Annotated in this window: 13 protein-coding genes; 2 read left to right on the top strand and 11 right to left on the bottom strand. The window is 72.9% G+C overall.

Features of this window, described 5'->3' with window-relative positions; all coding sequences use genetic code 11:
- Positions 1-5: 5 nt before the first annotated feature.
- Both LDL48_RS44285 and LDL48_RS32745 read right to left on the bottom strand, forming a co-directional pair.
- Positions 6-1,007 (bottom strand): LysR family transcriptional regulator, encoded by a 1,002-nt coding sequence (locus LDL48_RS44285; RefSeq protein WP_272493112.1) that lies wholly within the window; start codon positions 1,005-1,007, stop codon positions 6-8.
- A 256-nt stretch (positions 1,008-1,263) separates the two neighbouring features.
- On the bottom strand, positions 1,264-2,043 hold the full coding sequence (locus LDL48_RS32745) for an FkbM family methyltransferase (RefSeq protein ID WP_225258996.1): 780 nt from the start codon (positions 2,041-2,043) through the stop codon (positions 1,264-1,266).
- A gap of 102 nt (positions 2,044-2,145) precedes the next feature.
- On the opposite strand from LDL48_RS32745, the gene LDL48_RS32740 reads away from it, so the two are divergent.
- Together LDL48_RS32740 and LDL48_RS32735 are read left to right on the top strand one after the other, a co-directional pair.
- On the top strand, positions 2,146-2,766 hold the full coding sequence (locus tag LDL48_RS32740; protein WP_225258995.1) for a maleylpyruvate isomerase N-terminal domain-containing protein: 621 nt from the start codon (positions 2,146-2,148) through the stop codon (positions 2,764-2,766).
- An 85-nt stretch (positions 2,767-2,851) separates the two neighbouring features.
- Positions 2,852-3,847 carry a sulfite exporter TauE/SafE family protein gene (locus LDL48_RS32735; RefSeq protein WP_225258994.1) on the top strand — a complete coding sequence of 332 codons (996 nt, stop codon included), beginning with the start codon at positions 2,852-2,854 and terminating at the stop codon, positions 3,845-3,847.
- Positions 3,848-4,289: 442 nt separating this feature from the next.
- Here the strand turns inward: LDL48_RS32735 and argH are convergent, their stop codons facing one another.
- From argH to LDL48_RS32690, 9 genes are all read right to left on the bottom strand, one after another.
- The gene (gene argH, locus LDL48_RS32730) at positions 4,290-5,717 is read right to left on the bottom strand and encodes an argininosuccinate lyase (RefSeq protein WP_225258993.1); all 1,428 of its coding nucleotides are present in this window, start codon (positions 5,715-5,717) and stop codon (positions 4,290-4,292) included.
- Positions 5,710-6,912: an argininosuccinate synthase gene (locus tag LDL48_RS32725; protein WP_225258992.1), complete on the bottom strand. Its 1,203-nt coding sequence runs from the start codon at positions 6,910-6,912 to the stop codon at positions 5,710-5,712. The genes argH and LDL48_RS32725 overlap by 8 nt, the downstream gene beginning before the upstream one ends.
- Positions 6,909-7,409 carry an arginine repressor gene (locus tag LDL48_RS32720; RefSeq protein WP_225258991.1) on the bottom strand — a complete coding sequence of 167 codons (501 nt, stop codon included), beginning with the start codon at positions 7,407-7,409 and terminating at the stop codon, positions 6,909-6,911. The genes LDL48_RS32725 and LDL48_RS32720 overlap by 4 nt, the downstream gene beginning before the upstream one ends.
- On the bottom strand, positions 7,406-8,335 hold the full coding sequence (gene argF, locus LDL48_RS32715; protein ID WP_225258990.1) for an ornithine carbamoyltransferase: 930 nt from the start codon (positions 8,333-8,335) through the stop codon (positions 7,406-7,408). The genes LDL48_RS32720 and argF overlap by 4 nt, the downstream gene beginning before the upstream one ends.
- On the bottom strand, positions 8,332-9,477 hold the full coding sequence (locus tag LDL48_RS32710) for an acetylornithine transaminase (protein WP_225258989.1): 1,146 nt from the start codon (positions 9,475-9,477) through the stop codon (positions 8,332-8,334). Before LDL48_RS32710 ends, argF begins: the two co-directional genes overlap by 4 nt.
- A complete protein-coding gene (gene argB, locus LDL48_RS32705; protein ID WP_225258988.1) occupies positions 9,474-10,340 on the bottom strand; it encodes an acetylglutamate kinase in 867 nt (288 codons plus the stop codon). The genes LDL48_RS32710 and argB overlap by 4 nt, the downstream gene beginning before the upstream one ends.
- 85 nt (positions 10,341-10,425) lie before the next feature.
- On the bottom strand, positions 10,426-11,595 hold the full coding sequence (gene argJ / locus LDL48_RS32700; RefSeq protein WP_225258987.1) for a bifunctional glutamate N-acetyltransferase/amino-acid acetyltransferase ArgJ: 1,170 nt from the start codon (positions 11,593-11,595) through the stop codon (positions 10,426-10,428).
- Complete coding sequence (gene argC, locus LDL48_RS32695; RefSeq protein ID WP_225258986.1) at positions 11,592-12,590, bottom strand: N-acetyl-gamma-glutamyl-phosphate reductase; 999 nt, start codon at positions 12,588-12,590, stop codon at positions 11,592-11,594. Before argC ends, argJ begins: the two co-directional genes overlap by 4 nt.
- Before the next feature lie 619 nt (positions 12,591-13,209).
- A complete protein-coding gene (locus tag LDL48_RS32690; RefSeq protein ID WP_225258985.1) occupies positions 13,210-13,932 on the bottom strand; it encodes a GAP family protein in 723 nt (240 codons plus the stop codon).
- Positions 13,933-13,944: the final 12 nt, after the last annotated feature.

Here is a 13,944-nt window from a genome sequence, read left to right as displayed (position 1 = left end):
CCGGTTCAGCTTGCCAGGTCCTCCGTGCCGGTGCGCCAGCCCCGGTCGCCGGCCAGCCGCCGGGCCGTGGACACCAGGGACAGCGCGTAGCGGGACGGGTCCTGCGCCCGCCAGAGCAGTGACCACGGATAGCGCGGGACCTGCGGCACCAGCGGCCGCCAGACCACCTCGTCGGTGCGCGGCGCCGCCGAGGCCGGCAGGCACAGCACGCAACGCCCCTGCCCGGCCAGGTCCACCGCGGCCCGCAGGGTCTGCACGCTGCCGTGGAACAACGACGGGAAGAACCCGGCCACCCGGCACACCTCGGCCACGAACGAGGTGAACTCCGGCGCCCGCTCCTCGTCGGCGAGCAGCAGTTGCTCGCCGCGCAGCGCCGCCACCGGCACGCTGGCCATCGCCGCGAACGGGTGTCCGGCCGCCACCAGCACGCCGAGCGGGTCGAGCCGGAACAGTTCCGAGGCCACCGCCGGCGAGGCCCCGCTGACCCGCCCGATGCCCACGTCGAGCCGCCCGTCCACCAGCAGCCGGCACTGCTCCGGGACGCCGGCGGTGATCTGGTGGATCTCCAGCTCCGGGTGCCGCGCCTGGACCGCCTGCAGCACCGGGCGCACCGCGTCGTACGCCTCGTCCAGCATGCCGACCCGCAGCGTCGGCGCCGCCGACGCCATCCCCTGCGCCACCGTGGCAGCGCGGTCCACATGTTCCAGGATCTGCCGCACCTCGATCAGGAACCGGGCACCGGCCGGCGTCAGCGCGATGTGCCGGGTGGCCCGGTCGACCAGCAACACGCCGAGGGCCCGCTCCAGCCGTTGCAGCTGCGAGCTGAGCACCGACGGCGCGATGTGCTCGCGCGCGGCGGCCCGGCCGAAGTGCAGCTCCTCGGCAAGCGTGACGAAGTACCGCAGCTGACGCAGCTCGATGCGGGACCCGGCGACGCCTTCGACGACCGAGCGCACCGGAACCGGCCCCGGACGCCGCTCGCTCAGGCGTTCGGTTCCCTGGGCCATGTCGAGACCTCCTCGGTCACCACGCCTTCATACCGGTCGATCCCCCACTCGGAGTGTTATCGCTAACATTCTCGTCGTCAAGCCGTCACAGCCAAGAAACATCGCTGCGTCCGCTGTGGACGCTCGCCACCGATGGGTGACTGTTAGCGGTCACATGCAGCACACGCAGGACCGCAAGCCGTCACGGCCCGCGGACGGCTCCGCCCGCGAAATCCAGCCCACCGAGTAGCACCCGGCCGGCCGGATGCCCGGCGACTCAGCCGTTCCGGGACCGGCAGTAGACGTCGCCGGAGTTCGCCTCGTGCGGGAGGGAACCCAGGTGCGCCGCCATCTCGGCCGCCGTGACCCACGTGCCGAAGGTCATCGCCATGCTCTCGCCCAGCGCCACGTTGAAGCGGTCGAACCCCAGCGTCTCCAACCGGTCGAGGCAGCGCCCGGCGACCGCGAGTTCGATCGTGGTGAACTCGAACGACAGCGCGGGCAGCGCCCGGCTCAGGCCGGCCAGCACCGCATCCTCGTAACCCTCGACGTCGACCTTCACGAAGGCGGGCACGCCGTACCGGTCGATGAGCGCGTCGAGCGTGGTCGACGGCACGTCGATCTGGGAGTCCCAGACCTGGTCCTGCCACCCGCCGGCACCGTCCGCCGCCTTGACGAAATCGGGCGATGCGGTGGACACCGTGGGATTTCCGGAGTTGACGTAGAACGTCACGGTTCCCGGTTCCGTGCCGCATACCGCCTCGACCGGGATGACGTCGTCGTCGCCGGCGTAGATGGCGCGGACCGCGCGGATGCACAGCGGCTGCGGCTCGACGGCGACGACCCGGGCGCCCAGCCGGCGGAAGCTGCCGATCCGGTCGCCGACGTGCGAGCCGACGTCGAACACCAGGTCGCCGGGGCGCACGAACGCGCGGTACAGGGCGTCCAGCGCGGCGTCGTGGCCGGGGTCGCCGTAGTAGAAGTCGAGCGAGCGGTGGATGGCCGCGGCCGCCGGGTCCGCCCGGAGGCTCCTGATTGCCGCTTCCCCGATGGTCATCCCGGAACCCTATCCGCACGACGGTACGGGCGACCCGGCGAAAACCCACGAAAGCCCGGGTCGAGACCGTGGTCCCGGCGCCCGGCATGACAGGGTGCCGGGATGGACTTCCGCCGCAACTATCGCGCCGCCGCCGTCTCCTTCGCCGACCTGGTCGCCCGCGTGCCGGCCGACCGCTGGGACGGTCCCGGCCTCGGCTCGTGGACCGTGCGCGACCTGGTCGGCCACGCCGTCACGTCCGGCCTGCACCAGGTGCTGCGGCCCACCACCCCGGACGCCACTCCGGTGGTCGACACGCCGGAGGGGTTCTGGGCCTTCACCCGGACGGTTCCGGCCGACGTGTACGCGGCCGCGGTGCACGCGTCGACCGAGAACGCCCGCACGGTCGGCCGGGATCTGGGCGATTCGCCGGCGATCGCCGTTCGGGATCTGGTCGGCCGGGCGACCGCCGCGGTGGCCGACGCACGCGACGACGACGTGATCAGCACCTTGATCGGCGGCATCCGGATACGTGACTGGCTGCCGACCCGCACGTTCGAACTGGTGGTGCACGGGCTGGACATCGGTGCCGCGGCCGGGGTGTCGTTCAACCTGCCGGAGCCGGCCCTGGCCGAGGCCACCGCGCATGCCGCCCGGATCGCGGTGGCGGCGGGCGACGGCACCGGCGTGCTCCGGGCGCTGACCGGACGCGGGACGCTGCCGCCGGACTTCTCCGTGGTGTGAGTAGGCGGCGACACCCACGGAGTAAAACTCGATAAAGTCAACCAAGTTAGTAGACAAGGAAGGGATTCTCGCCGAGACTTGCCGGATGGATCTGACCCTGGCGCTCGCCGGTCTCGGCGTCGGCATCATCGTCGGACTGACCGGCATGGGTGGCGGCGCGCTGATGACCCCCGTGCTGGTCCTCGTCTTCGGGGTGCCACCGGTCGCCGCCGTCTCCAGCGACCTGGCGGCCAGCGCGGTGATGAAGCCGTTCGGCGGTGTGGTGCACGCCCGGCGCGGCACGGTCAACTGGCGACTCGTCGGCTGGCTGTGCGTGGGCAGCGTGCCGTCCGCGTTCCTCGGGGTACTGCTGCTGCGCCTGCTCGGTGACGACGCCGACGTGCAGCACGCCATCAAGGTGGCGCTGGGCGTGGCCCTGCTGCTCGCCGCCGGTGGCCTGCTGCTCAAGTCCTGGGCGGCCCGCAAGCGCCGGGGCGACGGCCCGCCCGCGCCGATCACCGTACGTCCGCTGCCCACCGTGCTGCTCGGCGCGGCCGGCGGCGTCATCGTGGGCCTCACCTCGGTCGGCTCCGGCTCCCTGATCATCGTGGCGCTGCTCGCGCTGTACCCGAAGCTGCGCGCCAACGACCTGGTCGGCACCGACCTGGTGCAGGCGATCCCGCTGGTCACCGCGGCCGCGCTGGGTCACGCCCTCTTCGGCGACCTGCATCTGGACATCGCGGCGGCGGTCCTGGTCGGCTCGATCCCGGGTGTGCTGCTGGGTGCGCGCATCTCCTCCCGCGCCCCGGCCGGCCTGGTCCGCACCGCGCTGGTGATCGTGCTGCTGGCCAGCGCGCTGAAGCTGCTCGACGTGCCGACCATGGTGGTGGGCGCGGTCAGCGCCGGCGCCGTCCTGGCCGCGATCGGAATCGGCCTGGCCGGCCGGATGCGCCGCCCCGCCATAGCAGACCCGGCCGAATCAGACCCGGCCGAATCAGACCCGGCCGAATCACACCGGGCCGAGTCACACCGGGCCGAGTCAGAACCGGCTGGGACAGATCAGGCGGAGCCGGCCGGTCGCCAGCCGGCAACGCTCACCTGACACCGGCACACACTCACTGACACCGGCAGGCCGCGGATGGCGAAATTATCGTGGCGGCACCGCCGCTGCCCGGCGAGTTCGGGCCGTTGCCGCATGTAGGCCGCGTGCGGCCACCAGATCACCGTGCTGGCGGGCAGTTCGTTCCGGGAGTCGGTGGAAAGCGCCGGCCTGAGGTTCACGCCGCTGCCCGGGATCGCCGACTACGACGCGAGAGACGTCGCCATCGGCCGGGAGAAGGCCGGCGTGGCACCGGGCCCGGCTCAACGAGCTGCTGGTCGAGATGGGCGCCGCCGCGACGGACGACTCGTTCCGGGAGAACGCGGCCCGGCTGGCGAAGGTCTACGCCGAGCACGACCCGGTCACCGCGATCGAGCGCCTGACCCTGGGCTGACCGGCGCGGCGCGCGGGTGGACGCCCACCCGCGCGCCGCAACCGCCCGCGATCAGCGCGGTACCACCTGCTCGATGGCCCACAGGCGCCAGGTGTCCAGCCTGTGCTGCACCATGGCCAGCTGCTCGGCCACCGGTCCGGGCCCGGTCGAACCGGGCGTGGTGCGCGCGGCCAGCGCCGAGTCGACCGACAGCACCTGCCGCACCGTCGGGTCCAGGTGCTCGCTCACCGTCTTGAGGTCGTCGTCGGTGACCTCGTCCAGCTCGCAGCCCCGGGACGAGCACAGCGCCACCAGCTTGCCGGTGATCTCGTGCGCCTCGCGGAACGGCACGTTGCGCCGGACCAGCCAGTCGGCGACCTCGGTGGCCAGCGAGTAGCCGACCGGGGCGGCGGCGGCCAGGCGGTCCGTGCGTACCGTCATGGTGGAGATCATGCCGGCCAGGGCCGGCAGCAGCAGTTGCAGCGTGTCGATCGCGTCGAACGCCGGCTCCTTGTCCTCCTGCATGTCCCGGTCGTACGTCAGCGGCAGCCCCTTGAGCATGGTCAGCACCGCCACCAGGCCGCCGATCAGCCGGCCGCTCTTGCCCCGGGCCAGCTCGGCGATGTCCGCGTTCTTCTTCTGCGGCATGATCGACGAGCCGGTGGCGAACGCGTCGTCCAGCTCGACCCAGCCGAACTCCTGCGACGTCCAGAGCACCACCTCCTCGCCGAGGCGGGACAGGTGTACGCCGACCAGCGCCGTGAAGAACAGGAACTCGGCCACGAAGTCCCGGTCGGCCACCGCGTCCATCGAGTTCGCGGCCGGTGCGGCGAACCCGAGTTCCTTGGCCACCGCGGCCGGGTCCAGCGGCAGCGACGACCCGGCCAGGGCACCGGAGCCGAGCGGCGAGATCGCGGCGCGGGCGTCCCAGTCCTTGAGGCGTTCCAGGTCGCGCAGCAGCGGGTGGACGTGCGCCAGCAGCCAGTGGCCGAACGTGACCGGCTGGGCGTGCTGCACGTGGGTCATGCCGGGCGCCGGGGTGTCGATGGTCGCGGCGGCCTGCTCGGTCAGCGCGTCGGCCAGTTCGAGCAGCGCCACGGCCAGCCCGCGGGCGTGGTCGCGCAGGTACAGCCGCAGGTCCGTGGCGACCTGGTCGTTGCGGGACCGGCCGGCGCGGAGCTTGCCGCCGAGCGTGCCGAGGCGTTCGATCAGGCCGCGTTCCAGCGCGGTGTGCACGTCCTCGTCCTCGACGGTGGGCCGGAACTCCCCGGAGGCGCAGGCGGCCTCCAGGTCGTCCAGGGCGGCCAGCATCTTGCCGAGTTCCTCGGGGTCGAGCAGGCCGGCCGCGGCCAGCACCCGGGCGTGCGCCCGGGACGCCGCGAGGTCGTACGGCGCCAGGCGCCAGTCGAACTGGACGCTGACCGACAGCCGGGCCAGCGCGTCCGCGGGGCCGCCGGTGAAGCGGCCGCCCCACAGCGACGTCTTCTGCGCCTCAGCCATCGGTCCGCTTGTTCCGCGCCGAGGCCATCCGGGACGGCAGACCCCACAGCTGCACGAATCCCTTGGCCAGCGACTGGTCGAACGTGTCGCCGGTGTCGTAGGTCGCCATCCCGAAATCGTAGAGGCTGGCCTCGGAGCGCCGGCCGGTGACCACCGCGCGCCCGCCGTGCAGGGTCAGCCGGATGTCGCCGGAGACGTGTTTCTGCGCGTCGTCGATGAACGCGTCCAGTGCGTCCTTGAGCGGCGAGAACCACAGGCCGTCGTAGACCAGTTCGGCCCAGCGCTGGTCCACGCCCCGCTTGAACCGGGCCAGGTCCCGCTCCACCGTCACGTTCTCGAGTTCCTGGTGCGCGGCGATCAGGGCGATCGCGCCGGGTGCCTCGTACACCTCGCGGCTCTTGATCCCGACCAGCCGGTCCTCGACCATGTCGAGGCGGCCCACCCCCTGCGCGCCGGCCCGCCGGTTCAGCTCGGCCACCGCCTGCAGCGGGGTGACCGTCTCGCCGTCGATGGCGACCGGGTTGCCCTGCTCGAACGTGATGACGACCTGGTCCGGGTCCCGGGACACGGCCGGGTCCTGGGTGTACGAGTACAGCTCCTCGATCGGCGGGTTCCAGATGTCCTCGAGGAAGCCGGTCTCCACCGCGCGGCCCCACAGGTTCTGGTCGATCGAGTACGGCGACTTGTGCGACACGTCGATCGGCAGGCCCTTCTCCTCGGCCAGCGCGATCGCCTTGTCCCGGGTCCAGGCGAAGTCCCGGGCCGGGGCGATGACCTTCAGTTCCGGGGCGAGCGCGCCGATGCCGACCTCGAAGCGCACCTGGTCGTTGCCCTTGCCGGTGCAGCCGTGCGAGACCACGGTGCCGCCGTACTGCTTCGCGGCGGCCACCAGGTGACGGACGATCAGCGGCCGGCTCAGCGCGGAGACCAGCGGGTAGCGGTCCATGTAGAGCGCGTTGGCCCGCAGCGCCGGCAGGCAGAAGTCGCGGGCGAACTCGTCGCGGGCGTCCACCACGACACTCTCCGCGGCGCCGCAGTCGAGGGCACGCTGCCGGATGACCTCCATGTCCTCGCCGCCCTGGCCGACGTCGAGCGCGACCGCGATGACCTCGCCGCCGACCTGGTCGGCGAGGTAGGGGATGGCCACGGAGGTGTCGAGGCCTCCGGAGTAGGCAAGAACGACCCGCTCGGTCACGGGGTACTCCTCTCAAAGTGTTCTGACGTGTGTCCGGCCCATTCGGCGAGCTTGTCGGCCAAGGCCTTGCCGCCGGTGCCGTCGCGGGCCACGACGAGGATCGTGTCGTCGCCGGCGATGGTGCCGACGACGTCGGTGAGCCCGGAGCGGTCCAGTGCGCTGGCGAGGAACTGGGCGGCCCCGGGCGGGGTTCGCAGGATGGTCAGGTTGCCGCTGGCGTCCACGCCGGTGAGCAGTTCGCGCAGCAGCCGGATGAGCCGGGCCGGCGCCTGCTCGGCCTCCCGCAGCGGCCGCTTGCCGTCCTCCGGGATCAGGTAGGCGCCGCTGACCTTAACGGCACCCAGCTCTTCCAGGTCACGCGAGAGCGTGGCCTGGGTGACCTGGACGCCGTCCGCGGCCAGCAGCTCGGCGAGTTCGGTCTGCGACCGCACCGCCCGGTCCCGGATCAGGTCGACGATCCGGGCGTGCCGCCCGGCCCGGGTGATCGGGCCGGTCATGATCCGCCGGGCCCGATCAGGAAGGCCAGCAACGCCTTCTGGGCGTGCAGCCGGTTCTCCGCCTGGTCCAGGATCGCGCTCTGCGGGCCGTCCATGACGTCGTCGGTGATCTCCTCCCCGCGGTGCGCGGGCAGGCAGTGCAGAACCACCGCGTCGGTCGCGGCCGCGGCGAGCAGGTCCTTGTTGATCTGGTACGGCCAGAACGGGGTACGCCGGTCCCGCCCGTCGGCCTCGTGCCCCATCGAGACCCAGGTGTCGGTGGCGACCACGTGCACGCCGTCCACCGCCTCGTACGGGTCGCGGAGCACCTCGACCGAGCCGCCGGTCCACGCGGCGATCTCCGCGGCCCGGGCCACCACGGACGGCGCCGGGTCGAAGCCGGACGGCCCGGCGACCCGGACGTGCATGCCCGCGGTCGCGCCGGCCAGCAGGTACGAGTGCGCCATGTTGTTGGCCGCGTCGCCGACGTACCCGAGCTTGCGCCCGGCCGTGGCACCGAACCGTTCCCGCACGGTCAGCAGGTCGGCCAGCAGCTGGCAGGGGTGGTACCCGTCGGTGAGCGCGTTCACCACCGGCACGCCCGCGTCCGAGGCGAGGTCGGTGAGCCGCTCGTCGGCGAACGTGCGCATCACGATCGCGGACACGTACCGGGACACCACCCGGCCGGCGTCGGCGAGCGACTCCCCGCGACCGAAGTGGGTGTTCTGGGTGTCCACGATGATCGGGTTGCCGCCCAGTTCGGCGATGCCGACCTCGAACGACATCCGGGTGCGCAGGCTCTGCTTGTCGAACAGCACGGCCACCGACTTCGGGCCGGCCAGCGGGCGGTGCGCGTACCGGTCGGCCTTCATCGCGGCCGCCAGGTCGAGCACCGCGGCCTGCTCGTCCGGGGTGAGGTCGTCGTCCTTGAGGAAGTGCCGGGTCATGGCAGGGCCCGCTTCAGCGCGGCCAGGAACGCGTCGGCCTGGTCGGCGCCCAGGATCAGCGGCGGCGCCAGCCGGATGACGTCCGGCTGGACCGGGTTGACCAGGAAACCGGCGTCCCGCAGCGCGGCCGAGAGCGCCGCCGAGGTGGGCTCCGGCAGCACGATGCCGAGCAGCAGCCCGGCGCCGCGCACCCGCAGCCCGAGCGCCTCGACGCCGCGCCGGATCTGCTCGCCGACCCGCTTGACGTTGTCCAGCAGGCCCTCCCCCGCGATGGTGCGGATCACCGCGAGCGCGGCGGCGCAGCTCACCGGGTTGCCGCCGAACGTGGTGCCGTGCGAGCCGGGGCCGAACTTCTCCGCGGCCGGGCCGAACGCCAGGCACGCGCCCAGCGGCAGGCCGCCGCCGAGTCCCTTGGCCAGCGTCACCACGTCCGGTTCCACGCCGTCGGCCTGGTGCGCGAACCAGTGGCCGGTCCGCCCGATCCCGGTCTGCACCTCGTCCAGCACCAGCAGCGCGCCGGTGGCGGTGCAGATCTCCCGGGCCGCGGCCAGGTAGCCGGGGGGCGGCACGACGACACCGTTCTCGCCCTGGATCGGTTCCAGGATGACCATGGCGGTGCGGTCGGTCACCGCTTCGCGCAGCGCGGCCGGGTCGCCGTACCCGATGTGGGTGACCTCGGGCGGCAACGGCCGGAACGGGTCCGCCTTGGCCGGCTGGCCGGTCAGCGCGAGCGCGCCCATGGTGCGCCCGTGGAAGCCGCCGCGGGTGGCCACCACGTGGGTGCGGCCGGTGAGCCGGGACAGCTTGAACGCGGCCTCGTTGGCCTCCGCGCCGGAGTTGCAGAACAGCACCTTGCCGGGCCGCCCGGCCAGCGCCAGCAGCAGTTCGGCGAGCGCCACCGGCGGCTCGGCGACGTACAGGTTGGAGACGTGGCCGAGCGTGGCGATCTGCTGCGAGACCGCGCCGACGACGGCCGGGTGGGCGTGCCCGAGCGCGTTGACCGCGATGCCGCCGAGCAGGTCGACGTACTCCTTGCCGTGCTCGTCGGTGACCACCGCGCCCGCGCCGCGCACCAGGGCCAGCGACGGCGTGCCGTAGTTGTCCATCATGGACTGTTGCCAGCGCTCCACCAGTGAGGTCATGACGGGATCACCATGGTGCCGAATCCTTCCGAAGTGAAAACTTCCAGCAGCGTCGAGTGCGGAACCCGGCCGTCGACCACGTGCGCGGCGGGCACGCCGCCCTGCACGGCGCGCAGGCACGCCTCCATCTTCGGCACCATGCCGGATTCCAGGCCGGGCAGCAGCTTCTCCAGCTCGTCCGCGGTGATCTCCGAGGTGAGCGAGGAGGTGTCCGGCCAGTTCGTGTAGAGCCCGGGTACGTCGGTGAGCACCACCAGCTTGCGGGCGCCCAGCGCCACCGCCAGCGCCGCGGCGGCGGTGTCCGCGTTGACGTTGTGCACCACGCCGTCGGCGTCCGGGGCGACCGACGCCACGACCGGGATGCGGCCGGCCGCGATCAGGTCGTCCACCGCGGAGGTGTCCACCGACGCCACGTCGCCGACCTGGCCGATGTCCACCGGCTCGCCGTCGACCACCGCGGCCCGGCGGACCGCGGTGAACAGCCGGGCGTCCTCGCCGGAGAGCCCGACCGCAAACGGGCCGTGCTGGTTGATCAGGCCGACCAGCTCGCGCCCGACCTGGCCGGTGAGCACCATCCGGACCACGTCCATGGCCTCCGGCGTGGTGACCCGCAGGCCGCCCTTGAACTCGCTGGCGATGCCGAGCCGGTTCAGCATGGCGTTGATCTGCGGGCCGCCGCCGTGCACCACGACCGGCTTGATCCCGGCGTACCGCAGGAACACCATGTCCGCGGCGAACGCGGCCTGCAGCTCCGGCTGGACCATCGCGTTGCCGCCGTACTTGATCACCACCGTGGCCCCGTGGAACCGCTCCAGCCACGGCAGGGTCTCGATGAGGACGGCGGCCTTCTCCCCGGGCGTCATGTCTGAGCCACCTTTGACATGCCCTTCTGGCCCTCGCCTGCGAGGCCGTCCACTGGTGCGGCCGAGTGCCGCTCGGTGCAGGCGGTCATGTCGAGTACGCCGAGTTCTCGTGCACGTACGCGTGCGACAGGTCGGTGGTCCAGATGGTCGCGCTCATCTCCCCCTCGTGCAGGTGAATCTGGATCGTCGCGTCCCGGCCGGACAGGTCCACCTTCGACCGGTCCTCCGCGGCCGCGCCGCCCCGGCACACCCAGATGCCGTTGACCGCCACGTCCACCCGTTCCGGCTCGAACGCCGCGCCGGTGGTGCCGACCGCGGCCAGGATCCGGCCCCAGTTCGGGTCGTTGCCGAACATCGCGGTCTTGACCAGGTTGTTGCGGGCGACGGTCCGGCCCACCTCGACCGCGTCCGCCTCGCTCGCCGCGCCCAGCACCTCGATCGCGATGTGCTTGGTGGCGCCCTCCGCGTCCGCGATCAGCTGCTGGGCCAGGTCGTGGCAGACCTCGAGCACCGCGGCGGTCAGCTCGGCCGGCTCCGGCTGGACGTCGGAGGCGCCGCTGGCCAGCAGCAGCACGGTGTCGTTGGTGGACATGCAGCCGTCCGCGTCGATCCGGTCGAAGGTGAGCCGGGTGGCCTCCCGCAGCGCGGCGTCCAGCGCGTCGTTGCCGGCCACCGCGTCCGTGGTGACCACGACCAGCATGGTGGCGAGACCCGGCGCCAGCATCCCGGCGCCCTTCGCCATGCCGCCCACCGACCAGCCGTCCCGGTGCACCACCGCGTTCTTGGCGACCGTGTCGGTGGTCATGATGGCCTGGGCGGCGGCCGGACCGCCGTCCGCGGACAGGTCCCGCGCGGCCGCGGCGACCCCGGGCAGCAGCTTGCCCATCGGCAGCAGTTCGCCGATCAGCCCGGTGGAGCAGACCGCGACGTCACCGGCCCCGATCAGCACCGGCCTCGGCGCGCCGCGCAGCACCGCGGCGGTGTGCTCGGCGGTGGCGTGGGTGTCCCGGAACCCCTGCGAACCGGTGCACGCGTTCGCCCCGCCCGAGTTGAGCACCACGGCGCGCACGATGCCGCCCTTGACCACCTGCTGGCTCCACAACACCGGCGCGGCCTTGACCCGGTTGCCGGTGAACACGCCGGCCGCGGTGCAGTCCGGGCCGTCGTTGACCACCAGCGCCACGTCCGGCCCGCTGCTCTTCAGCCCGGCGGACACCCCGGAGGCCCGGAAACCCTTGGGTACGGTCACACTCACGGCGTCACCCCGAACACCGACAGGCCGGCCGTCTCCGGCAGTCCCGACATCAGGTTGGCGCACTGCACGGCCTGCCCGGCGGCGCCCTTGCCGAGGTTGTCCAGCGCGCTGACCACGACGATCCGGCCGGAGTCGACGTCCACCGTGACCTGCAGGTGGCACGAGTTCGACCCGGCCGTGGCACCGGTGTGCGGCCAGGCGCCCTCCGGCAGCACGTGCACGAACGGCTCGTCCGCGTACGCCTCGAGCAGCGCCGCCCGCGGGTCCCCGCCGAGCGCCTTCGCGGTGACCGTCGCCAGGATGCCCCGGGGCATCGGCGCCAGCACCGGCGTCATCGACAGCGAGGTGGCACCGGTGGCCTGCTTGATCTCCGGCACGTGCTGGTGCGCACCCACCTTGTACGGCGTCAGGTCACCCATCACCTCGCTGGCCAGCAGGTTGGCCTTGGCCGCCCGTCCCGCGCCGCTGGTGCCCGAGGAGGCCACCACCACGACGTCGTCCGGTGCGGCCACCCCCGCCGCGAGCAGCGGCGCCAGCGCCAGCGTGATGGTCGCCGCATAGCAGCCGGTGTTCGCCACCCGGTCACTCGCCGCGATCCGCTCCCGCTGCCCCGGCAGCTCCGGCAGCCCGTACGTCCAGGTGCCGTGGTGCGTGCCCCCGTAGTACCGCGTCCAGGCCGCCGCGTCCGCCAGCCGGAAGTCCGCGCCCAGGTCGACGATCTTCACCCCGGCCGGCAGCTGCCCGGCCAGCGCACCCGACTGCCCGTGCGGCAGCGCGAGGAAGACCAGGTCGGCGTCGCTCAAGGTGGCCGCGTCGGTGGCACCGAGCGTCAGGTCCAGCCCGGCGAGCTGCGGGTGTACGACGGACACCGGCGCGCCCGCCTGGGAGTGCGCCGTGGCGGCCACGAGCTCGAACTCCGGGTGCCCGGCGACGAGCCGTAGCAGCTCACCCCCGGCATACCCACTGGCGCCGGCAACCCCGACCCGAATCCCCATACCAACCTCCGCATGACTATGCAGAGAACCGTATCAACCCCGCCTTCCGACGGCAACCACCCTCACCCGTCGACACCCCTCCCCTCAAACGGTGTCGAGCCGCGGCGGCAACGCGCTGAGACAACCGCGCGCCATGTCGCCGCGGCTGGCGCGGTTCGTCGCGGACCGCTACCGCACCGGGCAGCTCCGACCGGACCGCACCCCCAGGACCGGCCGCCATCACGACCTGGCCACCTCGCCGCGGGCGAACCATGTGCCCGGTTTGTCACTCCGCTCAGCGCGGCGCGCTCCGCGCCGAACTCGACACGTCCCGTCGCCCACGCGCGGCGTGTGGCGCAGTGGTGCGCTCCGCACCCGAACTCGACACACCCCACCGCCCCCGTGCCGCGTGTGGCGCAGTGGTGCGCTCCGCGCCGGACCTCAACACACCTCCGTTGCCCGCGCGCCGTGGGTGAAGCAGTGGTGCGCTCCGCACCCGAGAACCACACGCACTCAACATCGACCGAACGACGCGCGACCCATCAACGACAGCCATGACGACATCGCTGTACCACCGACCACCACCCCGGAGGCGTCCCGCGCAGACGGCCCATGCGCCCGCCACGTCGCACCGGACGGGTCACCCCGCGGTGCCGAACAGGCCCAGACGCACCGCCGCGTTGGCCGCCAGATAGAACCCCAGCAGCGCCAGCACCCACCCCAGGGCGCCGTCCGCATGCCGCGCCATCCAGCCGGCCAGCCGCTCCAGCGCCGGCTGCACCCGCTCGTGCATCGCGAGCCGCACCGCCAGCAGCACCACCGCCGGCAGCACCATCACCAGCACGTACCCGGCCAGCACCGGCACCCACACCGCCGCACCCACGTCGGCGACCGCGAGGATGCCGACGGCGGCCAGGTACGGCAGCATGGACAGCGCCTCCAGGCCGGCGGCGGCCAGGCCGAGCAGAACCATCGAGCGGTACGACGCCCGCGCCGTGGTGAGCCGGGCGCGCCACCGTTCGGCCGGGCCCCCGCCGCCCTGGCGGGCCCGGCGGCGCGCCACCCGTTTGGGATCGAACCGGAAGCTCAGCCCGAACAGGATCCCGCCGAGGATCAGCTGCACCCAGCTCAGGGCGTCGCTGCCGGCCGCGTCGTCGAGCCGGCCGCGCAGCGTCCCGGCGCCGGCGGTGAGGGCCACGCCGAGCAGGAAGTAGAAGGCGGCGACCGTGCCGAGGTACGCGAGAAACCGGGTGCGCCGCACATGCGGGTCGAGCAACATCCACACCGGCAGGAGCAGGGTGCCGATGCTGGTGCTGTCGACCAGGGCCAGTCCGGCCAGGACGATCACGATGCCGAAGTCCACGGCCGCGACTGT

Source organism: Jidongwangia harbinensis, assembly GCF_020216025.1.
Lineage (GTDB): Bacteria > Actinomycetota > Actinomycetes > Mycobacteriales > Micromonosporaceae > Actinoplanes > Actinoplanes harbinensis.
The sequence above is the reverse complement of the archived record's forward strand: the minus strand, read 5'-3'. Positions and strand labels throughout refer to the sequence as shown.